The organism is Streptomyces aquilus (assembly GCF_003955715.1).
GTDB lineage: Bacteria > Actinomycetota > Actinomycetes > Streptomycetales > Streptomycetaceae > Streptomyces > Streptomyces aquilus.
The window spans coordinates 551,383-572,625 of record NZ_CP034463.1; the positions used below are offsets into that span (position 1 = coordinate 551,383).

The window sequence follows — 21,243 nt, forward strand, 5'->3', positions numbered from 1 at the left end:
GCTCGGACTCAGGCGTCCAGCACTCCGGCATCGAGCGCCCACCGCGCCGTGTACGCGCCACGCACCTGCGCTTTCGCCGGCCTGACGGCGGCCGCCCCAGAACCGCGACCGACAACAACGGCTCCAGCGCAGCCCCCTGGTCGTCAGAAAGAGCCCCTCGCCCCACACAGAGATCATCGCCATGCAGGGTGCGGGATGGAGCTGACGCTCAAAACTCGTCCTAGGCGAGCCGGATCACGTTCCAGGACAGCGGTTCGAGGGCGGCGCTGCGGGTGCCGTGGCTCAGGGGGGTCCCGGAGACCTGGTGCGGCGTCACGCGTTGTGGACCGGTGAGGGTTGCGTGCCTCGGGGTCGGCGTCCGCGAGGACACTGTTCCACCCGCACGTCGAGGACCTGCCCGCGGCCGTAGCGCGAAGCCTGCGCGAAGAGGAAGAACGTCGTCTGCCGCCAGGCCGGGCCGCCCGGCTCGCCGATGGAGTCCGGAGCCCTCTCACGTTTTTTGACCTTTATTCCCGGAGTCGCTCTTACTGGTTCCCCTGGTGGGTTTGCCTAAAGGCACCAGGGGTTTCACCGACGTTCCGGGTGAAGAACTTGCCGAAGTTGGTGGGTTCGGGAAAGCCCAGGCGGCGGGCGATGGTCGACACCGGTTCGTCGGTGTGGGCGAGCAGGCGCTGCCCTTCCAGGGCGACGCGGCCGTCGATGACGTGTTTGACGGGCTGCCCGGTGGCGGCCGTGCAGGCGCGGGTGAGGGTCTTGACGGTGTAGCCGAGGCGGTGGGCGTAGTCGGCGGCGCGGCGCGTGGTGGCGTAGGAGCGTTCCAGGTCGGCGCGGAAGCGGGCGTACACCTCGCCGCCGGAACGCGGGTCTTCCCCGCCGTCGGAGTGGGGCAGGCGGTCGATCTGCAACAGCACGGTGGCCAGCAGGAGTTGGAGGATCTCCGCCGAGACGGTGGGTTCCGGGCGGTCGTACTCGGCCCGCAGCTGGCCCAGCAGGGTCGATAGCCCCGCGTACGCGGGGCTCGCGCCGAGCTGCCAACATGCTGACCCGTACCACTCGTTCACCAGCCGGTCGGCGCTGCTGGAGTGCGGGGGAAAGGCCGGCGTGAACAGCAGATGCGTGCCGTTCGCGGTGCCGGGCCGGACGAAGCGCTGGACCTGGCCCGGCCGGACCCACAAGAGTGTGCCGGGACGGACGGGGTAGGTCACGAAGTCGATCGCATGCTCCCCGCTGCCCTCCGTGATCAGGGTGAGGGTGTGGAAGTCCACCCGGTGGACGAGGTCGGGCCGCCGACCCCGCCGCTTCCGTCGCTCGTGCAGGGTGGCGAGATCGATGATCTCGAAGCCCGGGACCCGTTCCTCGGGCGGGTTGAAGTCGAGGCGAAGGATGGCCCCGTCCGGAGCAGGGTCGGCGCCGACAGGATCCCCGTAAAGCACCACGATCTCCAGATGTCCTCGATTTACCATGCCGCGTCTTCAGCGTATCTCGCCTGCCTGCGCTTTCGCGACGAAAGTGGAGGTCGTCAAGGCGGCGCAGGGCTGCCTCCACCTCCAGGAGACCCTCATGAACGGCACGGTCACGGTCCTCGACAAGGGCGCGGTGCGCATCCACAGCTACATGTCCCCGGCGGACACCTTCCACACCACCACCCAGCTGGTCGAGACCCCGGCCCGCGTCATCGCGATCGACGCCCAGCTGCTGCCCGCCTACGCCGACGAGGCCATCGCCTACGCCAAGGGGCTCGGCAAGCCGATCGACCGCCTCATCGTCACCCACGCCCATCCGGACCACTACAACGGTGCCGCCCGCTTCGGTGTCCCCGTCCACGCACTGGCCCAGGTGCGCGAGCAGATCATCGCCCGCGGCGACAGCCACCTGCCCACCGGACAGGTCATCCCCCTCAGCGAGTTCACCCCGTCCGTGGCCGTTATCCCGGGCACCGAGGTCATCGACGGCGTCACCTTCGTCTTCGAGGCCGTCTCCGGTGGCGAGGCCGCCGACGAACTGCTCATCAAGCTGCCCGAGCAGGGCGTACTGATCGCCCAGGACCTCGTGTACAACGACGTCCACCTCTACCTGGGCAACGACGACATCACCGGTTGGCAGCGGGCCGTTGACGCCCTGGCCGCCGAGTCCGGCTACGACACGATCCTCGCCGGCCACGGCGCCCCCACCGGCCCGGAGGTCTACCAGGGCATCCGCCGCTACCTCGACGACGCCCGCGAGCTGCTCGGCGACGACGGCGACGCGTACAAGAAGGCGATCGTCGACAAGTACCCGGCCCACGTCGGCCCGTTCATCATCGACATCGCCAACCGGTCCCTCTTCCCGGCCGGCAACTGAGCGCCTCCGGCGTGTACCGCCCGCGCCGCGCGGATCCGGGGCGCTCCGCGCGGACCGCGTCCTCTGCGCTCATGGCCCCACATTGTTGATCACCCCCTTGGTCTGCTCACTTACTCACGCCCGGAGCTCCGTCATGTCCCACAACCGCCTCTTCCGTCCCGGCTCCGCCGCCGTAGCCGTGGCCGCCCTCCTCGTCCTGGGTGGCACCGCCCCGGCTCTGGCCGCCTCCGGCGGCGATGCGCCCCACGCCGCCGCCCGGCATCACCGGGAACCCCTGCCCGCCAGCTACTCCATCCCCGGCGCCAAGACCTACCCCGAGGGCATCGCACGCCAGCAGGGCACGCCCTACTTCTACGTCGGCAGCACCAGTGACGGCACCATCTACCGCGGTGACGTCCACGAGAGCGCGACCAAGGTGTTCCTGCCGGGCGGAAAGGACGGACGGACCTCCGTCGCCGGCATGAAGACCGACCGCGCGGGACGGCTCATCGTCGCCGGCGGAGCCACCGGCAAGGTCTTCGTCTACGACACCCGCACCCGCGCCCTGCTGCACGTGTTCGACACCGGCCGTACCGACACCTTCCTCAACGACGTGGCCCTCGCCCCCAACGGCGACGCCTACATCTCCGACTCCATCCACCCCGCGCTGTGGCACATCACCGCCGCCGAACTGAAGAGCAAGCAGGTCCAGCAACCACTGCACGTGGGCGTGGACCTCACCAACTCCCCGATGGTCTACGACGACGGTTTCAACGGCAACGGCCTCGTGGTCACCGGCGACGGCCGCTACGTCCTGCTCGCCGACTACAACGACTACGCCTTCTACCGCGTCGACGTGCGCACCCACCAGGTCGTCCCGATCGACCTCGGCGGCGCCAAGGGCGTCTCCGGCGACGGTCTCCTGCTGAGGGGCAACAACCTGACCGCCGTCACCGAACTCGACCACCCCGAGGGCCAGATCAGCGTCCTGAAGCTGAGCCACGACTACACCAAGGCCACGGTCGTGCGCACGGTCCTCGGCCACGGCATGCACAGCCCCTCCACGGCCGCCGTCGACGGCCACGACCTGCTGATCGTCAACTTCCAGTTCCAGATCGCCGACCCCAAGCTCCCGTTCAACGTGGTGCGGGTCCACGTCTGACAGCAACCAGGCACAGGACAGGACAGGGGCGCAGCGCAGTACAGGCGGAAGGACACCCCCTCTCATGGAGATCACCATCGTCGGTGCCGGCAACACGGCCCGGGGTATCGCCACCCCGGCTCTGACGGGACGACACACGGTCACCGTCACCGCCAAGGACCCCGGCAAGGCCGTACGGCTCGTCGACGAACCGCGCGGGCAGGCAACCGGCGAAGGCCGGATCGCCGAGGCCGTCGCACCGGGCACCCGTGTCGTGAAGGCGTTCAACACCACGTTCGCCACGACCCTGATCGCCGGCGAGGTGAACGGCAATCCGCCCGCGAGCCGGAGGGCTTCCAGCCGGTGCACATGGCCCTGCAGATCCGCGAGGCGGGCTACGGCTGGGCCAGCACGATCAAGATCGTCGCCCCCTGACCCGTAGCAGTACCCGTACCAGTAGCACCCCATCGAGCCCCACTGCCGGCCCACAATCCCCCACGGGCCGGCAGTGGACCGTCAGCAGGCTCCACCAGGAGAACCACCCCATGCGCGTCCGTACCTCCCTGACCACCCTCGCCGCGACCGCGGTCCTGCTGGCCTCCCCGGCCACCGCAACGGCGAGCGCAGCGGCCCAGCCCCTCTCCGCGCCGCACATCACCAACCACTTCCAGCTGGCGGCCTCGCAGCAGCCCGAGAACATCACCGTCGATCGCACCGGGGCCGCGTACCTGACCTTCTCCTTCGCCCGGCAGATCGTCCGCGTCACTCCGGGCAGCCGGCCGCACGTCCTGGCCACCCTGCCCGCACCCGCCAAGGCGAACACCCCCAACCTGGGCAAGGCGTTCGTCGGGGGCATCGCCCGCGCCGACGACGGCACCCTGTACGTCACCTACGCCACCGGTACCGCGGACCTCACCGGCGTCTGGGTCGTACGTCCCGGTGGCCGCCCGCACCGTATCGCCGCCCTGCCCGCCGACGGGTTGCCCAACGGCCTCGCCCTCGACCAGCGCACGGACAAGCTCTACGTCACGGACTCCGTGCACGGCGTCATCTACCGCCTCCCCGCGTGCGGCGGAGAGGCCACCGTCTGGGCCAAGGGCACGCAGCTGGAGCCCACCACGTTCGCCGGCGCCAACGGCCTGAAGCTGCACAACGGTTCCGTCTGGGCCACCAACCTCGACCGGGGCACCGTCCTGCGTATCCCGGTCACCGCCAAGGGGACCGCCGGAAAGATCCAGGTCCGGGCCACCGGCATGCCGTCCATCGACGACTTCGCCTTCACCGGCCACGGCGACACCCTGCTCGCCGCCCGCGACGACAACCAGGTCGACCTCGTCCGCCCCGACGGCACCCACGCCACCGTCCTCACCCCGGCCGACGGTCTTCAGACCCCCACATCCATCGCGGTCCACGGCAGCAAGGTGTACGTCCCCAGCGCCGCCTACATGACCGGCAAGGACCCCAACCTGCTCATCGCCCACCTCGGCCGCTGACGCGGTCGGCAGGACGCATCCCACCGGCGCCGGTGCCGCGCCGACCGCGCGGCACCGGCCCGTACAGAACCGGCAGCACAGTGGTCCGCACGAACCGCTCCCCCCGACAGCCCTGGAACCGACATGTCCGACCCCATTCCGACCAGCAGCGCCGGGACAGCAGACACCCTCCACGCGCCGTCCCCGGACCGCCCTCCGCGCCGTCTGCCCCTCGTCCTGATCCTGGGCTCCCTGACCGCGCTCGGCCCGCTCTCCATCGACCTCTACCTCCCCGCCCTCCCTCAGGTCAGCGGAGATCTCCACACCTCACAGGCCGTCACCCAGCTCACCCTCACCGCCTTCATGACCGGGATCGCCCTGGGCCAGCTGGTCATCGGGCCCCTCAGCGACACCCTCGGCAGGCGCCGCCCCCTCCTGACTGGCCTGACCGTGTACGTCGCGGCGAGCCTCCTGTGCGCCGTCGCCCCCGATCCCACGGTCCTCATCGGCATGCGCCTGATTCAAGGCCTGGCGGGCGCCGCCGGGATCGTCATCGCCCGGGCCGTCGTCCGTGACCTGTACGACGGACTCGGCGCCGCCCGCCTGCTGTCCTCGTTGATGCTCGTCTCCGGCACCGCGCCGATCCTCGCCCCCGTGCTCGGCGCCCAACTGCTGCGCCTGACCTCCTGGCGCGGCGTGTTCGTCACCCTCACCGTGCTGGGCCTGGTCATCCTCGCCGCCACCGCGGCCCTGCTGACCGAGACCCTGCCGACCCAGCAGCGCCGGCGCGGCGGGCTCCCCGACACCCTGCGCACTATGGGCGACCTCGTCAAAGACGGCCGTTTCTCGGGCTATCTGCTCACCGGAGGCCTCGGCTTCGCCGCCCTGTTCGCCTACATCGCCGGCTCCTCCTTCACCCTGCAAGAGGTCTACGGCGCCTCCTCGCAGACCTACAGCCTGCTCTTCGCCCTCAACTCGGTCGGCATGGTCGCCACCGGGCAGCTCAACGGCAAACTGCTCCTGGGCCGTTTCCCCTCGCATCGCATCCTGGGGGCGGGCCTGGCCGTACTCGCCACCGCGGGCACCGCCCTGGTCGTCCTGGCCACCCTCACGCACGCGGGCCTGCCCTGGATCGCCACCGCGCTGTTCTTCACGGCCTGCCCGGTCGGCATGATCCTGCCCACCACCACCGCCCTTTCCCTTCAGCGCGCCCCGCACGCGGCGGGCAGCGCCTCAGCACTCCTGGGCACCACACAGTTCCTCATGGGAGCCCTCGCGCCCGCCCTCGCCGGTCTCGGCGACCAGGGCACGGCCCTGCCCATGGCCCTGTCGGTGCTCGGCCTCGCGCTGGCCGCGACGGTCTGCTTCCTGGCCCTCTGCCGCCCAAGCCGTCCCACGCGGGACCCGCTGGCCCAGTAAGCCCGCGAACCAGGCCGATGCCGTCGCACTCTGTCGCGCATACGGACGCCTACGCGACAGGTCACCATCCGGGCTCTACCAATCCTGGAACCCGACCGCGTTCGCCTGCGGCACCACCAAGCGCATCAGTACACCTGCGTTCCGGTGAGAGCGGACCCCGCACGGACGAAGACGGGTATGCGTTCCAGTGGCGCAGCGACGGTCAGCGTCCTGCCGCCCTCGTGTTCCGTCCCGGTCGCGGTGTCGATCCAACGGGCCCCGTGCGGCAGGTGGACGGCGCGCTCGCGTGCGCCCGCCTCGACAACCGGTGCGACGAGCAGGTCGGGGCCGAGCATGTACTGGTCGTCGACGTCCCAGGCGGTCGCGTCGTCGGGGAAGTCGAAGAACAGCGGGCGCATGGGCGGGGCGCCGGTGCGATGCGCGGTCTCGGCGAGTCCGTGCAGGTAGGGGCGCAGACGTTCACGCAGGAGGAGATGGTGGCGCAGGATCGGATAGGCCTGCTCGCCGTAGGACCAGACCTCGTTGGGGCCGCCGCTCATCCGCGCGCTGAAGGGCTGGTTCGGCTCGCGGTCACCGTGCAGTCGCATGACGGGGCTGAAGGTGCCGTACTGGAACCAGCGGATGAGCAGTTCCCGGTACGCCGGGTCGTCGGGGTTGCCGCCCAGGAAGCCGCCGATGTCGGTGTGCCACCAGGGGATGCCGCTCAGGGCGACGTTCAGGCCCGCGCGGACCTGGGCGGCCAGGGAGTCGAAGGTGGGCAGGATGTCCCCGGACCACAGGGCGACTCCGTGGCGCTGGCTGCCGGCCCAGGCCGAGCGGATCAGGCTCAGCGGCCGGTCGTCGCCGGTTGCGCGGAATCCGTCGGCGACGGCGCGGGCGTGTTCGGCACCGTATGCGTTGCCGACCTGGGGGCCCGGGCCGGCGTGGTAGACGGCTCGCGGCGCGATGCTCGGCGGGAGGTCGGGTTCGCAGGCGTCGAGCCAGAAGGCGGTGACGCCTGACCGCAGGTAGTTGGCGTGGAGTTGTTCCCACAGGAGGTGCCGGGCACGGGGGTGCGTCGCGTCGTAGTACGCCATCGGCAGGTAGCGCTGGTCCCCGCCGCGCGCCGGCCAGTGGTGGCGCAGCAGGCCGCCGTGGCTGTCCCGGACCAGGCCCCCGCAGGCGCGCAGGGCATCGAGGTTGGCGCTGTCGTCCTCCAGGGTGGGCCAGACGGACACCACGAGCCGTACGCCGAGGGAGTCCAGCTCCTTGGTCATGGCGGCGGGGTCGGGCCAGTCCTCCGGGTCGAACGACCAGTCCCCCATGCGGGTCCAGTGGAAGAAGTCGCAGACGATGACCGACAGCGGCAGGCCACGGCGGTGGTGCTCACGGGCGACGGCGAGGAGTTCGTCCTGGGTGCGGTAGCGCAGCTTGGACTGCCAGAAGCCACTCGCCCAGTCGGGCAGCAGGGGCGGGTGGCCGGTGGCGTCGGCGTAGGCGGACATGATCTCGGCGGGGTTGTCGCCCGCGACGATCCAGTAGTCGATCTGGCGGGTCTGATCGGCGACCCAGCGGGTGGCGTCCGCGGCGAGTTCGACGCGGCCCGTGGCGGGGCTGTTCCACAGCAGTCCGTAGCCGCGGGAGGAGTGCAGGAAGGGGATCGTGACGACGGTGTTGCGCTGGACGAGGTCGATGACGCGACCCTTGTGGTCCAGGCCGCCGTGCGGCTGCTGGCCCAGGCCGTGGATGCGCTCGCCGTCGTAGCCCTCGAAGAACTGCTCGGCGGTGTAGGTGCCGTCGCCGCGCGGGGTGTGGACGCGGGGGCCTGGGTAGCCGTGGTAGGGCCGCTTCTCGGCCAGCAGCTCGCGGCCCTCGTCCACCTCCCCGGTGCGCAGGAAGCGCAGTCGCCCGTCCGCGTCGGCCTCCACGGTGATCCGTCCGTTGACCAGGCGGGCCGTACCGTCCTCGCGGACCTGCACCTCGGCCTCGCCCGCGTCCCGCACCGGCAGGTCGAGCGCCCAGCTCCGTTCGTCGTCGATGCTGTCGGCCGCCGCGCGTACCCGGACCGCGTGCGGGCCCCAGGGCTCGACGCGCAGCACCTCCCCTTGGGTTCGGCGCTCGATCCCTGCCTCGACGTGCTGGTACATGGGCATACCGTTCCTTCCGATGCGGGTGGCAGTGGCGATGGCGAGGCGGTGGGGGCTGTGCGCGTCCAATGCCTCGGGAGAGGCCGGGTTCACCGTCGAGTTCGACGGTGAGAGCCGTGGCCTGCCGGTCGAGTGCGGGCGCGGGCGCTGCGGTGGTGGTTCGCTGGCTGAACTGCGGTTGGAGGAGCAGAAGGTGAATCCTCGTAGGGGAGGTCGGACGCCGCGAGCCCCTCGGTGATGGTGTGCGCACGGAAGCGGGCCGTCTCGCGGGGACCATCGGTACTCGGGATCAAGGCCGTGTGCTCGGCCCCGTCGACGAACCAGTGCAGGCGCGGTTCGACGCCCTCGGCCCAGGCGAGACCGGGTGCTGGTCGTCGGCCGCCCGTGGGATGGTCGTCGGCGCCGGGGTCCACGGGTGAAGGCCCCGGTGACGACGTCCCCGTGAGCGAGTTGTCCGGGGACGAGGCGGAAGACAGCTCCCGGCCCTCGCCTGACGTCGTGGTCGAGGGGGTGCGGGAACGCGTCGTCGCCCCGGTACCAGGTCTGTGGCAGCCGGCCCGCGCGGTCGGCCTCGTCGGGCAGTACGGCGGTCGGTGCCCGGCTTGTCTCCTGCCCGCCGTAGGACGTCCACACCACGGCGGGCAGGTGTTTGTCGGCCCAGTGGAGGGCGTAGGGATAGCTGCCGGTCGGACGGGGCCTCGACGGCGCAGACAGCGAACCAGCTGCGCAGTCCGGTCTCGATGAGTGGGCTGACGTGACAGGGGCGGCCGTTGGCCAGGGGGTACGCGGCCATCGCGCCGGTCGCCGCACCCGAGGCGACGGCGGGTCGGAAGGCGGCCGGGTCGCGCGGGCGCAGGCCGGAGGAGGTGACGCAGCGGTGGTCCTCGTTGTTGCAGGCGAGGAAGTGCTCGAGCGCCCCGGCCGCGCGCACGTGGGTGGGGTGGCCGTCGGCCGGGACCGCGCCGTAGGCCCTGCCCGGCGGTGTCGTGTGTACCGGGTCCTCGGAGCAGCCCTCCTCGTTGCGGCACCCGCGCGGGTCGCGCAGCAGGTTCACCGCCTGGAGGCCGTTGCTGCCGATGTCGTTCGCCGTCGGGCGGTGGTAGTGCAACGCGCGCAGTTCGACGGGGACCGCCTGGGGGAAGACCTTCGCCTCGCCGAGCCGGTGAACGCCGTACAGCGCCTCCGTGCCGGCGCGCAGCGACGCGATGCCGAGGCGCCCGACGGCCGGCGCGTACCGGCGCGGCAGCGCGATCCGCTCGGCGAGCGTGAGCCGCCCGAGCAGGTCGTCGGCGCGCCTGTCGGTCGGCGGCGCCGGGGCGCGGAACGGATGCCGGGCCGCGGGCAGGGACGAAGAACCCACGAGGAAGACCCCTAGGCAGGCTGGTTGCGGGCTATCGAAGCGCTTCGACGCTCGCATCGCGACGACAGGCTGTCAACGGCCTGGGCCAAAGAGATTTTCTTGACGCCTGCCCTCTTGTCTCACAAGGGGCGTGTCATTAACGTTCCCGGCCAGGTGAAGCGCTTCGACGATCGAGAGGGACGGGCCGCCGCCTTGAGCAACGACCTGAACCGCGGAAGCCCTGTCGGCACAGCAGGGTCGACTCCGGCCTCGGCTCCGGGCACGCACGGACGGCCCCGCCGCCCCTGCCGAGGCCGGTGGTCGTCCTGACACTCGTACCGCTGCTGATCATCTGCCCGTTCCGGCGGAAGCACTTTCCGCACCGGTGTGCTCTCGGGCGCGATCAGGGGCTGAACCGGCCGTCCGTCTGCGCCCCCGCCCTGTGACCGGGAGCGGCTCCCCCCGCCCATTCCCCGCTGCTGGAGCGGAGCCGCTCCCTCACACCGTCAGCAGGGCCAGAGCTCGCCCGGCGGTTGCCGAGACCCTTCTTCCCGAGGACCAGTCATGACCACCCGCAGCCTGACCGACCGCCTGGGCGGCCTCGCCTTCGGCGGTGACTACAACCCCGAGCAGTGGGACGAACCGGTCTGGAAGGAGGACGACGCGCTGATGCGCCGGGCCAGGGTCAACCTGGCCACCGTAGGCGTCTTCTCCTGGGCCCTGCTGGAACCGGACGAGGGCCGCTACGACTTCGCCTGGCTCGACGCCCACATGAACCGCCTCCACGCGAACGGCGTGGCCGTCGACCTCGCCACCCCTACGGCCTCCCCGCCGCCCTGGTTCACCCTGGCCCACCCCGACGCGCTGCCGGTCACCCCCGAGGGCACCCGCCTCATCCACGGCAGCCGCGACACCTACTGCCTCACCGCGCCCGCCTACCGCAGCGCGGCCCGCCGCATCGCCTCCGCCCTGGCCGAACGCTACGGAGAGCACCCCGCCGTCGCCCTGTGGCACGTCCACAACGAGTACGGCACGCTCTGCTACTGCGACCACACCGCCGCCGCCTTCCGGGTGTGGCTGCGCGCCCGCCACGGCTCCCTGGATGCTCTCAACGAGGCGTGGGGAACGGCGTTCTGGAGCCAGCGGTACACCTCCTGGGAGCAGGTGCTGCCGCCGCGCGTGACGCAGTGGCACAAGAACCCCGGCCAGGCACTGGACTTCCGCCGCTTCTGGTCCGACGAGATCATCGCCGCCTACCGCGAGCAGCGCGACGCGATCCGCGCGCACAGCGACCGGCCGGTGACGACCAACCTGATGCTCCCCGCCTACCAGAACGTCGACCTGTGGGCCCTGGCCCGCGAACTCGACGTCGTCACGTCCGACCAGTACCCGAGCGCTCCCGGTCTGGACGCCGCCGCCGACGCCGCCTTCCACGCCGACCGCACCCGCTCCCTGGCCGGCGGCCACCCCTGGCTGCTGCTGGAACAGGGCACCAATACCGTCTACGACCGCGACCGGGTCCTGGCCAAGGAGCCCGGGGACATCCTGCGCCACACCCTCGGGCACATCGCCCGCGGTTCGGAGGGGGCCTTGTTCTTCCAGTGGCGGCAGTCCCGTGCCGGCGCCGAGACATGGCACTCGGCGATGGTCCCGCACGCGGGGCCGGACAGCCGCGTCTTCCGTGAGGTCGCGCAGGTCGGCGAGGCGGTCGCCCGGCTCGGGGAGCTGGCGGGATCGACGGTCACCGCTTCGGTGGCGGTGCTGCACGAAGCGGACGCTTGGTGGGCACTCGGCGTGGACGGCCTGCCCTCGGCGGACCTTGACTACCACGCGGCACTCGGCCGGGCGCACCGGGCACTGTGGGACGCCGGCGTCACCGTCGACTTCGCGCACCCCGAGCACGACTTGAGCCGCTTCCCGCTCGTCATCGCACCGGCCCTGTTCCTCCTGTCCGACGGGGCGGCCGAGAACCTGCGCCGTTACGTCGCCGGCGGCGGGACTCTCCTCGTCCAGCACGCGAGCGGATACGTCGACGACCGCATGCACGCCCGCCTCGGCGGCTACCCCGCCGAGCCGCTGCGCGAGGCGCTGGGCATCCGCGTCGAGGAGTACCGGCCGCTGCGGCGCGACGAGCGCATCGCTCTGTCGGACGGAACGCACGGCACCGTCTGGAGCGAGTCGCTTCGCGCCGAAGGTGCCGAAACGCTCGCCGCCTACGCCGAGGGCATGCTCACCGGCAGCCCGGCGCTGACCCGTCACCGCTTCGGCAGCGGAAAGGCCTGGTACCTCTCGACCCGCCTGGACGACGCCGGCTACGCCGCCCTGGTCGCCCGGCTGCTCGACGAGGCGGGGGTGGCTCCCGAGGTGCCGGGCCTGCCCGCTCAGGTCGAGGCCGTCGTCCGACGCGCCCCGGACGGCCGTCGCTGGCGCGTCCTGATCAACCACCGCCCCGAACCCGTGCCCCTGCCCGAGCCCGCCCACGATCTGCTCACGGGCAGCACATTGTCCGAACTGCCGCCCGGCGGCTGCGCGGTGCTCCGTACCACCTGACCCTCCGCCCGAGCCCCCCTCACCGCTGGGGCCCGCCCCGCGCATTCCGACCCCGACCAGAAAGGCCATCATGACCGGCGCACCGCAGACCCTCCGTTGGGGCCACGCGGCCCTGGAGGTCGAGATCGACGTCGGCGAGGACGGCACCGCCCGCCTCACCCACATCGGCCTCCCCGGCGGGACACCCCCCGAGCGGCGCAACTGGCCTCCGCTGCCCCTGCTGGAGGTCACGGCCGCGGGGCACGGCCGCGCCTGGTCGGGCGGGCGTCTCATCGACTCGTACGTCGGCGGACGGCTGCGTCACCACGCGCACCGCGTGTCCCGCGACGGTGACTGGCACGTGCTGACCGTCGAACTCCGCGACCCTCAAACCGGGCTCGTCGCGGAGGTCACCTACCGCTCGCCGGACGGGGTGCCCGTACTGCGCGGCGAGGTGGTCCTGCGCAACGGCGGGGAGGCCGCGCTGCACCTGGAATCGGTCTCGTCCCTGGTCGTGGGGTGTCTCGCGGACGGCCCGGAGGCCATCGGGGGCGCGGATCTGCTGTGGGCGGAGAACGACTGGGTCGCCGAATGCCGCTGGCAGCGCCGGCCGATGCGGGTGACCTCGCCGGTGCTGAGCGACCGCGTCGTCGTCTACGACAACGGCAAGGGCGAGTTCACCCAGACCGGCCGGGGCGTGTGGTCCAGTTGCGGCCGATTGCCCATGGGCGGCCTCACCGACCGTGACTCGGGACGCACCTGGCTGTGGCAGATCGAGCACAACGGCGGCGGCTGGCACTGGGAGTGCGGTGAACGCGACCAACTCGCCTACCTGGCCCTGTTCGGCCCCACCGACACCCACCACGGCTGGCGCCATCCTCTGGAGCCCGGCGGCGAGTTCCACACCGTACCCGTCGCCCTCGCCTTCAGCGCCGACGGCGGCCCGGACGACGCGTTCGCCGCGCTGACCCGTTACCGCCGCACCGCCCGCCGCCCGCACTCCGACCACCGGCGACTCCCCGTCATCTTCAACGACTACATGAACTGCCTGATGGGCGACCCCACCACGGAGAAACTGCTGCCGCTGATCGACGCGGCGGCCGAGGCGGGCGCGGAGTACTTCGTCATCGACGCCGGCTGGTACGACGACGAGAACGGCGGCTGGTGGGACAGCGTCGGCGCCTGGGAGCCGGCCGCCTCCCGGTTCCCCGGAGAGCGCGGCATCCACGAGGTGCTGGACCGCATCCGCGAGCGCGGCATGGTGCCCGGCCTGTGGCTGGAGCCCGAGGTGATCGGCGTACGCAGCCCCATGGCCAAGACCCTGCCGGACGAGGCGTTCTTCCGCCGCGACGGCGTGCGCGTCACGGAGACCGGCCGCCACCACCTGGACCTGCGTCATCCGGCCGCCCGCGCCCACCTGGACCAGGTCGTGGACCGTCTGGTCGGCGAGTGGGGCGTCGGCTACCTCAAACTCGACCACAACATCGACCCCGGCTCCGGCACCAGCGCCCACCCCGGCGAGACCCCGGCCGCCGGACTGCTCGGCCACAACCGCGCCCAACTGGACTGGCTCGACGGCATCCTGGACCGCTACCCGCACCTCGTGGTGGAGAACTGCTCCTCCGGAGGCATGCGCTGGGACTACGCCCTGCTGTCCCGGCTGCAACTTCAGTCCACCAGCGACCAGCAGAACCTCCAGCTGTACGCACCGATCGCCGCCTCCGCGCCCACCGCCGTCACCCCCGAGCAGGGCGCCGTCTGGGCCTACCCGCTCCCGGAAGACTCCCTCGATGAGGTCGCCTTCACCATGGTGAGCGCACTCCTCGGCCGCATCCACCTGTCCGGCCTGCTCCCGGATCTACGGCCCGAGGCCCGCGCCCTGGTCCACGAGGCGGTGGCCGCGTACAAGGCCCTCCGTGTCGACCTGCCTCAGGCCGTCCCCGCGTGGCCGCTCGGCTTGCCGGCCTGGGACGACCCGTGGCTCGCCCTGGCCCTGCGCACCCCGGCCACCACCTACCTCACCGTGTGGCGCCGCCCCGGAGGCGCGCCCACCATGAGCCTCCCCCTCCCCCACCTCCGCGGCTGCGCCGCTCGCGTCGACGTCCTCTACCCCAGCGCGAGCCAGGCCGAAGCCGTCTGGAACCCCGATGCCGCCGACCTCACGCTGACGCTGCCCACAGCTCCGTCCGCCGTGCTGCTCCGCCTCACCCACACGGTGCCGGACGCGCCCTGAACCGCCGGTGCCACCTGACAACGACCCGCTGAACGAAAGGGACTTGGCCCCATGTCAGAAATGCGGCAGGCGGACGCCACCATGACCAACCCCGTGGTCCCCGGCTTCCACCCGGACCCCAGCATCTGCCGCGTCGGAGACGACTACTACCTCGTCTGCTCCAGCTTCGAGTACTTCCCCGGCATCCCCGTCTTCCACAGCCGCGACCTGGTGCACTGGACGCAGATCGGCAACGCCCTGGACCGGCCGGCCCAACTACGCCTGCCGGCCGCCATGCCGTCCTCCGGCGGGATCTACGCTCCCACCCTGCGCCACCACGACGGACGTTTCTGGCTGATCGTCACCAACGTGGCCGAGGGCGAGGGCAACCTGCTGTTCACCGCCACCGACCCGGCCGGGCCCTGGTCCGACCCGGTCCGACTGCCCGAGGTGAAGGGCATCGACCCGGACCTCGCCTGGGACGAGGACGGCACCTGCTGGTGCACGGTCGCCGGGGGCGCACAGGTCCGTATCGACCCGTACACCGGCGAGACGTTCGGACCCGCGCACCAGGTGTGGGCCGGCACTCCCGGCGCCCAGGCGCCGGAAGCGCCGCATCTGTACCGCATCGGCGCGTACTGGTACCTGCTCATCGCCGAGGGCGGCACCGAGCGCGGTCACGCCGTCTCGATCGCCCGCGGGCGTACGCCCACCGGCCCGTTCGAGCCGTGCCCGGACAATCCGGTCCTCACCCACCGCGGCACTCACCGCCCCATCCAGAACACCGGGCACGCCGACCTGGTCCAAGGACCCGACGGCTCCTGGTGGTTGGTGCTGCTGGGGGTCCGCCCGCGCGGTGGCACCCCTGGCTGGCACGTGCTGGGACGCGAGACGTTCCTCGCACCGGTGACGTGGGTGGACGACTGGCCCGTAGTCGGCGAGGTGCCGTCCGTTCTGCCCACGCCGGCATGGCCGCTCGTGCCCGGCGCGGCCGAGGAGGTCCGGGACGACTTCGACCTCAGCGAGCTGCGGCCGCAGTGGATCTCCGTGCGCGATCGTCCCGCGGAGCACTGCACCACCAAGGAACGGTCCGGCTGGCTGACCCTGCGGGCCCGCGGCGCCTCGCTGGACGAGCCGGACGTCGTCTTCGCCGGCCGCCGTCAGCAGCACCTGTCCTGCCGGGTACGCACCCGGATCGACCCCGCCGAAGGGCGCGGTGGCCTCGCCGTCCGTCTGGACGAGGAGCACCACTACGAGATCGAGGCGGCCGAGGGGCAGGTACGCGTCCTGAGCCGCGTCGGCCCCTTCCGCACCGTCGTGGCATCCCGTCCCGTGCCCGCCGGGCCCGTGGTTCTGCGCCTCGACGTCACCCCCGCCCCTCCGAACGGCCCCCGCACCGGCCCCGACGTCCTCACGTTCGGCATCGAGGAGCAGGACGGCACCTTCATCCCGCTCGGCGCACTCGACGGCCGCTACCTGTCGACCGAGGTGGCAGGCGGCTTCACCGGACGGGTCATCGGCCTGTACGCGGCGGCCGGCACCGTGCACTTCGACTGGTTCGACTACGAGCCGCTCGGCCTCTGAACCGGCGCGGCGAGCCGAGGCACCACGTCGGCTTCCGAAGACGCCCCACCCCCCGCTTGCCGCCTACCGCTCCATCCTCCACGGGCGGAACCCGCTCGGCCAACAGAGAGAGGTCAGAGATGAAGGGAACGCACCACCCCTCCGACCGGCGCAGAGGCGACCCGCGCCGGGTGCTCGGTCTGCTGCTGGCGCTGGTCGCCGCGATCGGGCTGACCAGCACCACCGCGTTCGCCGTACCGTCCCACAAGGGCGCGTCCGCGGCGACGGAGAACGTCGCGCTCAGTCCGATGGGCGCGGTGGCCGCGATGCAGCCCAGCTGGAACCTCGGCAACACCCTGGACGCCATCCCCGACGAGACGTCCTGGGGCAACCCACCGGTCACCAAGGCCCTGTTCGACACCATCAAGTCCCAGGGCTTCCGCAGCGTCCGGATCCCGGTGACGTGGACCGACCACCAGTCCTCCACTGCCCCCTACACCATCGACGCGCGATGGATGACCCGCGTCAAGCAGGTGGTCGACTGGGCCCTGTCCGACGGTCTCTACGTCGTGGTCAACGTCCATCACGACTCGTGGCAGTGGATCGCGGACATGCCCACCGACCACGACAACGTCCTGGCCCGTTTCAAGGCCTCCTGGACGCAGATCGCCGCCACGTTCAAGGACTCCCCGAGCAGCCTGCTCTTCGAGAGCAACAACGAGCCGCAGTTCAACGACACCACCGACGCCCAGGGCATCCAGTACAACGACGAACTGAACACCGCGTTCCACAGCGTGGTGCGCCAGTCCGGCGGCAACAACGCGACCCGTCTGCTCGTCCTGCCCACCCTGCACACCAATTCCGGCCAGGATTTCCTGGACGCCCTGGTGAGCGAGATGAAGTCGCTGAACGACCCCAACCTGGTGGCCACCGTGCACTACTACAGCTGGTACCCGTTCAGCGTGAACATCGCCGGCGGCACCCAGTTCGACGCCACCGCCCAGAAGGACCTCACCGACAACTTCGCCCGGCTCCGCGACACCCTTGTCTCCAAGGGAATCCCCGTCTACCTGGGCGAGTACGGCCTGTTGTCCTACCCCGACCACTTCCAACCCGCGCCGCGTGTCGAACGTGGCGAGGCGCTGAAGTACTTCGAGATGTTCGGATACGAGGCCCGCGTCTCCGGGGTGACCACGGCCCTGTGGGACGCCTACAACTTCCTGAACCGCTCCACGCTGCAATGGCGTGACCCCGAGCTGATCAACCTGATCAAGTCGAGCTGGACCACCCGCTCGGGCACCGCCTCCTCGGACCGTGTCTTCCTGGCGAAGTCGAGTGCGATCACCACCAGGACGCTCACGCTGAACCCGAACGGCACCAGCTTCCGCGGCGTGTGGCAGGGCGGCAAACAGCTCGTCCGGGGGCGGGACTACACCGTCTCCGGCAACCAGCTCACGCTCACAGCCACCGCACTGACCCGGCTCGCCGGCGACCGCGCCTACGGGGTCAACGCGACGATCGAGGCCCGCTTCTCCCGGGGCCTGCCCTGGAAGATCCACGTGACCACGTACGACAGGCCGGTGCTCTCCGACGCGACCGGTGACGCCGGCGGACTCACCATCCCCACCCAGTACCGCGGTGACCAACTGGCCACCATGGAGGCCACGTACGCCGACGGCAGCAACGCCGGCCCGACCAACTGGACTCCCTACCAGGAGTTCAACGAGGCCTTCTCTCCCGACTACCCGGGCAACGGTCTTCTCCTCACCTCCAAGTTCGTCAACTCACTGCGTGAGGACACTCAGGCGACGCTCGTCTTCCACTTCTGGAGCGGTGCCACCGTGACGTACCACGTGACAAAGACCTCCGGCTCGGTGACCGGAACCGTCGCCTGACCCTTCCCCGCCCCCGGGTGCCGTCTGGCATCCGGGGCTCTCTTTCCCCCGTCAGCCCTTCGGCGGACGCGTGCGCTCTTCTGACCAGTGGGGCGGCTACTGTTTCGACGGGGTGCAGGCCTTAAGCGGCCGCGTACGGCTGTGCACGCGCCGACCTGGCTGCGCCTGACCCACCCGGTACGCGCCGCTCTGCCGTCCGTCGTCCTGCGTGCCGCGCGCCGCCCCGACTCGAGGCGGAGGAGCCCGTCGAGTACACCCGCCCGCTCGGCGTCGGCGGCCTTGCCGACAGCGGTCCGCGTCAAAAGTGGTGAAACACCTGCCCTTCAGACCGCGCGCGGGGGCAGCGGACCGCTCCGTCATGCTTCCGCACGCTCTTCGTCCCGCGTCCGGTCACGCGGGACGATGCGGGGAACAGCGAACAAGGGGTGGGACATGTCCGTAGTGATGGCGATGAACTGGGTCGGGGTCACGCCCGAGCAGTACGACGTGGTGAGGGAGACGGTCGGCTGGGAGGAGTCCGCGCCGGTCGGCGGCGAGGTCCATGTGGCCTGGTTCGACGCGCAGGGACTCCATGTCATCGACGTCTGGGAGTCGGAGCAGGCCTTCCTGACCTTCTTCGCCGACCGTCTGGCCCCCGCGATCGAGAAGGCCGGCATCAGCGGCGCGCCGGAGACCGGCTTCAGCCCCCTGTACCGGCGATTCATCGCACCGGGAGTTACCGGCGCGGCATGAGAAGGGGTCGGCGCCGCATGAGACGAGGTCGGCGCCGTCTGAGAAACCACCGGCGCCGCGAACGGTCGGCACCGCAACGGCAGCTTCGCCCCGAACCCGTGTCCTGAGCGGCCGGGTGGGTATCCCTTACCCGGACCCGGGGCGAAGCTTCCTCAATGGCTCACCGCATGGAGGCGCCTTCGGCGCCTTCGGTTAGCTGGGGCAGGAGCGCCGGGCGCGGCGGCGGATGCCGTAGAAGGCCGCGGCGCCCAAGGCGATGACCGCGGCCGCGCCTGCGGCTGTCGACCCGGCCGATGCGCTCGAACCGGTCCCGGCTCGGATGGAGGAGATCATGCGTCCGGGCCGCCACCCCGCCGCTCGATCGGCGCAGACCGGACGACGTCCGTCTCGTCCCAGTCCTACAGCCCTGTCATGACGCGAGACTTCGGCCTGTGTCTCACTTCGAGTCCCGGCGGATCAGTCTCACGACCGTGGTCCTTTTGCGGCTCTAAGACCGTGTCCTACGTGGTCAGGCGGACGTTGATTCGTTCATGGGGCGGGGTACATGGAGTTGGATTGTTCCGGACGGGCTGTGGGAGATCGCAAAGCCACTGATCCCTCCGTCACGGGTGCGGCCGCAGGGCGGCGGAACGCAGGACACGCCTGACGAGACACTGTTCGCGGCGATCGTCTACGTCCTGGTCAGCGGCTGCGCCTGGCGCCAACTGCCGCCCTGCTTCGGCATATCGAAGTCGACCGCCCACCGCCGGTTCCTGATCTGGTCGAGAGCCGGCGTCTGGGGCCGCCTGCACGAAGCCGTACTGCACCGCCTCGACGACGCCGGCCTCATCGACGTCACCCGCGTCGTCCTCGACACGGCCCACGTCAGGGCTAAAAAGGGGGCGAACACACAGGTCCGAGCCCCGTGGACCGAGGCAAACCGGGTTCCAAGATGCACGTCCTGTCGGACGCGAACGGACTGCCCCTTCTCGTCGGCATCTCAGCCGGCAACACCCACGACAGCGAAGGGCTGAAGCCCATGATCGAGGGTCACCAAACGAGACACGACCCCTGCAACGGCCGGTACTTCAAGCCCCAGCGTCTACACGCAGACAAAGCTTACGACCGTGCCGACCTGCGCAGATGGCTCCGATGGAAACGCATAGGCGTGCGCATCGCCCGCAAAGGCATCGAGTCCAGCGAACGATTAGGGCGGCGCAGGTGGGTGATCGAGCGCACCATGTCGTGGCTGTCCGGCTACCGCAGACTCAGCCCCCGCTACGAGCGAAATCCCCGTAACTACCTGGCCTTCCTCGGGCTCGCCGCAGCCATCTGCTGCTACAAGCGGCTCGTCCGCCTCACCACGTAGGACACGGTCTAAGTCTTTGGCGATCACGGTCTGGCGTTCTGTCCCATGATCTCCCGGGCCGTGCGGGCAGCCTTCGCCTCGGTGTCCGAGAGGGCTGCGCTTCCCATGCCGAACAAGCCCTGCCTCAGGAACACCGCCAGGCCGTGCGCGGCGGCGGCGATCCGCAGCAGCAGGTCGAACGCGGCATCCGGGGCCGGAGCGAGCTGCCGGGCCACCGGCAACAGGAGGCCGGCCACCTCGTCGCCCGCCGAGGCCAGTTCGGCGAACCTGGATTTGTCGAGTCCCGCGTTGAAGGTGACATCGAACAGAGCGGGTTCCTCGGCAGCGAATCTGACGTACGCAGCCGCAAAGGACGCCAGCTGCTCGACGGGGTCCTCGCTGGGATTCATGACCGCGGCGAAGCGAGTCCGCTGCTCGTGGTAGCCCCGTGTGGCGAGTTGCGCCAGCAGCGCGTCGCGGTCGGCGAAGTGCTTGTACGGCGCCGCGACACTCACTCCGGCCCGGCGGCTCGCCTCGGCCAGGGTGAAGCCGTGCGGGCCTCGCTCGCCGACCAGTTCCAAGGAAGCCTCCAGGAGGGCGTTGCGCAGGTTGCCGTGATGGTGGCCGACCGGACGACGAGCAGTGGGAGGAGACATGCCGATAGGTTAACATCGCTTACCAGGTAAATGGCATTAACCAAGGAGTCATCATGTCCATTGCTCGCTTCCACCACGTCAACCTCTCGGTCGCGGACCTCGCCGCGCAGGAAGCCTGGTACGCCGACGCCTTCGGACTCACGCACGTCGAGGAGCGCCTGGAGATACCCGAAGCCGGAGTCCGCACCGTCGTGCTGAGCGACACGGCGGGCCTGCGAGTGGAGTTCGTCGAGCGATCCGGCTCGCGCCCCGTGTCGCATTCCGACGCGTTCGCCGCCACCGCCATGCAGACCTTCACCCACCTGGCCCTGCAAGTCCCCGATCTCGACGGCACGTTCGCCCGTCTGACACAGGACTGCGGTGCAGCTTCAGTGTCGCCGCCGGCGCCCGGCGCCAGTGCCGGTATGCGGTACGCGTACGTCGCCGACCCCGAGGGCAATCTGCTGGAGCTGATCGAGACGAACTGAGCAGGGCGGGTTGGGGCGTCGCATCACGGAGCCCCAACAGAGGATG

The 21,243-nt window shown here is 70.8% G+C and carries 17 protein-coding genes and 1 pseudogene; 12 read left to right on the plus strand and 6 right to left on the minus strand.

What is annotated here, in order from left to right; translation table 11 throughout:
* Nucleotides 1–220 precede the first annotated feature (220 nt).
* Nucleotides 221–468, minus strand: a pseudogene (locus EJC51_RS02705) (hypothetical protein); the annotation flags it as partial.
* Nucleotides 469–524: 56 nt separating this feature from the next.
* Complete coding sequence (locus tag EJC51_RS02710; protein WP_126269511.1) at nt 525–1,463, minus strand: helix-turn-helix domain-containing protein; 939 nt, start codon at nt 1,461–1,463, stop codon at nt 525–527.
* Between the two features lie 97 nt (nt 1,464–1,560).
* Between EJC51_RS02710 and EJC51_RS02715 the strand changes: the two genes are divergently transcribed.
* The 5 genes from EJC51_RS02715 to EJC51_RS02735 all read left to right on the plus strand — a co-directional run bounded on the left by EJC51_RS02715 (nt 1,561) and on the right by EJC51_RS02735 (nt 6,351).
* The gene (locus EJC51_RS02715; protein ID WP_126276767.1) at nt 1,561–2,340 is read left to right on the plus strand and encodes an MBL fold metallo-hydrolase; all 780 of its coding nucleotides are present in this window, start codon (nt 1,561–1,563) and stop codon (nt 2,338–2,340) included.
* 133 nt (nt 2,341–2,473) lie between these two features.
* A complete protein-coding gene (locus tag EJC51_RS02720) occupies nt 2,474–3,481 on the plus strand; it encodes an SMP-30/gluconolactonase/LRE family protein (RefSeq protein ID WP_126269512.1) in 1,008 nt (335 codons plus the stop codon).
* A 64-nt stretch (nt 3,482–3,545) separates the two neighbouring features.
* Nucleotides 3,546–3,902: an NAD(P)-binding domain-containing protein gene (locus EJC51_RS02725; protein ID WP_244362417.1), complete on the plus strand. Its 357-nt coding sequence runs from the start codon at nt 3,546–3,548 to the stop codon at nt 3,900–3,902.
* Between the two features lie 103 nt (nt 3,903–4,005).
* Nucleotides 4,006–4,953, plus strand: coding sequence for an SMP-30/gluconolactonase/LRE family protein (locus EJC51_RS02730; RefSeq protein WP_126269513.1), 948 nt, complete (start codon nt 4,006–4,008; stop codon nt 4,951–4,953).
* A 123-nt stretch (nt 4,954–5,076) separates the two neighbouring features.
* Entirely contained in the window at nt 5,077–6,351 is a 1,275-nt protein-coding gene (locus tag EJC51_RS02735; RefSeq protein ID WP_126269514.1) for a multidrug effflux MFS transporter, read from the plus strand.
* Between the two features lie 125 nt (nt 6,352–6,476).
* Here the strand turns inward: EJC51_RS02735 and EJC51_RS02740 are convergent, their stop codons facing one another.
* Nucleotides 6,477–8,477, minus strand: a complete 2,001-nt coding sequence (locus EJC51_RS02740; RefSeq protein ID WP_244362419.1) for a glycoside hydrolase family 31 protein — start codon at nt 8,475–8,477, stop codon at nt 6,477–6,479.
* A 289-nt stretch (nt 8,478–8,766) separates the two neighbouring features.
* Complete coding sequence (locus EJC51_RS48555) at nt 8,767–9,837, minus strand: beta-D-xylosidase (protein WP_244362422.1); 1,071 nt, start codon at nt 9,835–9,837, stop codon at nt 8,767–8,769.
* Between the two features lie 543 nt (nt 9,838–10,380).
* Between EJC51_RS48555 and EJC51_RS02750 the strand changes: the two genes are divergently transcribed.
* The 5 genes from EJC51_RS02750 (at nt 10,381) to EJC51_RS02775 (ending at nt 18,747) form a co-directional block, all read left to right on the plus strand.
* The gene (locus EJC51_RS02750) at nt 10,381–12,366 is read left to right on the plus strand and encodes a beta-galactosidase (protein ID WP_126269517.1); all 1,986 of its coding nucleotides are present in this window, start codon (nt 10,381–10,383) and stop codon (nt 12,364–12,366) included.
* Nucleotides 12,367–12,436: 70 nt separating this feature from the next.
* Nucleotides 12,437–14,578 (plus strand): alpha-galactosidase, encoded by a 2,142-nt coding sequence (locus EJC51_RS02755; RefSeq protein WP_126269518.1) that lies wholly within the window; start codon nt 12,437–12,439, stop codon nt 14,576–14,578.
* A gap of 51 nt (nt 14,579–14,629) precedes the next feature.
* On the plus strand, nt 14,630–16,141 hold the full coding sequence (locus EJC51_RS02760) for a glycoside hydrolase family 43 protein (RefSeq protein ID WP_126269519.1): 1,512 nt from the start codon (nt 14,630–14,632) through the stop codon (nt 16,139–16,141).
* Nucleotides 16,142–16,260: 119 nt separating this feature from the next.
* On the plus strand, nt 16,261–18,015 hold the full coding sequence (locus EJC51_RS02765; RefSeq protein ID WP_126269520.1) for a cellulase family glycosylhydrolase: 1,755 nt from the start codon (nt 16,261–16,263) through the stop codon (nt 18,013–18,015).
* 432 nt (nt 18,016–18,447) lie between these two features.
* Nucleotides 18,448–18,747 (plus strand): hypothetical protein, encoded by a 300-nt coding sequence (locus EJC51_RS02775; protein WP_244362425.1) that lies wholly within the window; start codon nt 18,448–18,450, stop codon nt 18,745–18,747.
* Nucleotides 18,748–18,939: 192 nt separating this feature from the next.
* Here the strand turns inward: EJC51_RS02775 and EJC51_RS02780 are convergent, their stop codons facing one another.
* Nucleotides 18,940–19,080 (minus strand): LPXTG cell wall anchor domain-containing protein, encoded by a 141-nt coding sequence (locus EJC51_RS02780; RefSeq protein ID WP_244362428.1) that lies wholly within the window; start codon nt 19,078–19,080, stop codon nt 18,940–18,942.
* Nucleotides 19,081–19,277: 197 nt separating this feature from the next.
* On the opposite strand from EJC51_RS02780, the gene EJC51_RS02785 reads away from it, so the two are divergent.
* A protein-coding gene (locus EJC51_RS02785) for an IS5 family transposase (protein ID WP_126269521.1) occupies nt 19,278–20,095 on the plus strand; the annotation gives its coding sequence in 2 pieces (ribosomal slippage) (nt 19,278–19,620 and nt 19,620–20,095; 819 coding nt in all).
* A 23-nt stretch (nt 20,096–20,118) separates the two neighbouring features.
* Here the strand turns inward: EJC51_RS02785 and EJC51_RS02790 are convergent.
* A complete protein-coding gene (locus EJC51_RS02790; protein ID WP_126269522.1) occupies nt 20,119–20,730 on the minus strand; it encodes a TetR/AcrR family transcriptional regulator in 612 nt (203 codons plus the stop codon).
* 53 nt (nt 20,731–20,783) lie between these two features.
* Between EJC51_RS02790 and EJC51_RS02795 the strand changes: the two genes are divergently transcribed.
* Nucleotides 20,784–21,197: a VOC family protein gene (locus EJC51_RS02795; protein WP_126269523.1), complete on the plus strand. Its 414-nt coding sequence runs from the start codon at nt 20,784–20,786 to the stop codon at nt 21,195–21,197.
* The last annotated feature ends 46 nt before the right edge of the window (nt 21,198–21,243 follow it).

What these genes read in the sequence shown, in the direction of transcription:
- EJC51_RS02710 (WP_126269511.1), bottom strand. Translation starts at nt 1,463, where the DNA reads ATGGTAAATCGAGGACATCTGGAGATCGTGGTGCTTTACGGGGATCCT.
- EJC51_RS02715 (WP_126276767.1), top strand. Translation starts at nt 1,561, where the DNA reads ATGAACGGCACGGTCACGGTCCTCGACAAGGGCGCGGTGCGCATCCAC.
- EJC51_RS02720 (WP_126269512.1), top strand. Translation starts at nt 2,474, where the DNA reads ATGTCCCACAACCGCCTCTTCCGTCCCGGCTCCGCCGCCGTAGCCGTG.
- EJC51_RS02725 (WP_244362417.1), top strand. Translation starts at nt 3,546, where the DNA reads ATGGAGATCACCATCGTCGGTGCCGGCAACACGGCCCGGGGTATCGCC.
- EJC51_RS02730 (WP_126269513.1), top strand. Translation starts at nt 4,006, where the DNA reads ATGCGCGTCCGTACCTCCCTGACCACCCTCGCCGCGACCGCGGTCCTG.
- EJC51_RS02735 (WP_126269514.1), top strand. Translation starts at nt 5,077, where the DNA reads ATGTCCGACCCCATTCCGACCAGCAGCGCCGGGACAGCAGACACCCTC.
- EJC51_RS02740 (WP_244362419.1), bottom strand. Translation starts at nt 8,477, where the DNA reads ATGTACCAGCACGTCGAGGCAGGGATCGAGCGCCGAACCCAAGGGGAG.
- EJC51_RS02750 (WP_126269517.1), top strand. Translation starts at nt 10,381, where the DNA reads ATGACCACCCGCAGCCTGACCGACCGCCTGGGCGGCCTCGCCTTCGGC.
- EJC51_RS02755 (WP_126269518.1), top strand. Translation starts at nt 12,437, where the DNA reads ATGACCGGCGCACCGCAGACCCTCCGTTGGGGCCACGCGGCCCTGGAG.
- EJC51_RS02760 (WP_126269519.1), top strand. Translation starts at nt 14,630, where the DNA reads ATGTCAGAAATGCGGCAGGCGGACGCCACCATGACCAACCCCGTGGTC.
- EJC51_RS02765 (WP_126269520.1), top strand. Translation starts at nt 16,261, where the DNA reads ATGAAGGGAACGCACCACCCCTCCGACCGGCGCAGAGGCGACCCGCGC.
- EJC51_RS02775 (WP_244362425.1), top strand. Translation starts at nt 18,448, where the DNA reads ATGTCCGTAGTGATGGCGATGAACTGGGTCGGGGTCACGCCCGAGCAG.
- EJC51_RS02780 (WP_244362428.1), bottom strand. Translation starts at nt 19,080, where the DNA reads ATGATCTCCTCCATCCGAGCCGGGACCGGTTCGAGCGCATCGGCCGGG.
- EJC51_RS02790 (WP_126269522.1), bottom strand. Translation starts at nt 20,730, where the DNA reads ATGTCTCCTCCCACTGCTCGTCGTCCGGTCGGCCACCATCACGGCAAC.
- EJC51_RS02795 (WP_126269523.1), top strand. Translation starts at nt 20,784, where the DNA reads ATGTCCATTGCTCGCTTCCACCACGTCAACCTCTCGGTCGCGGACCTC.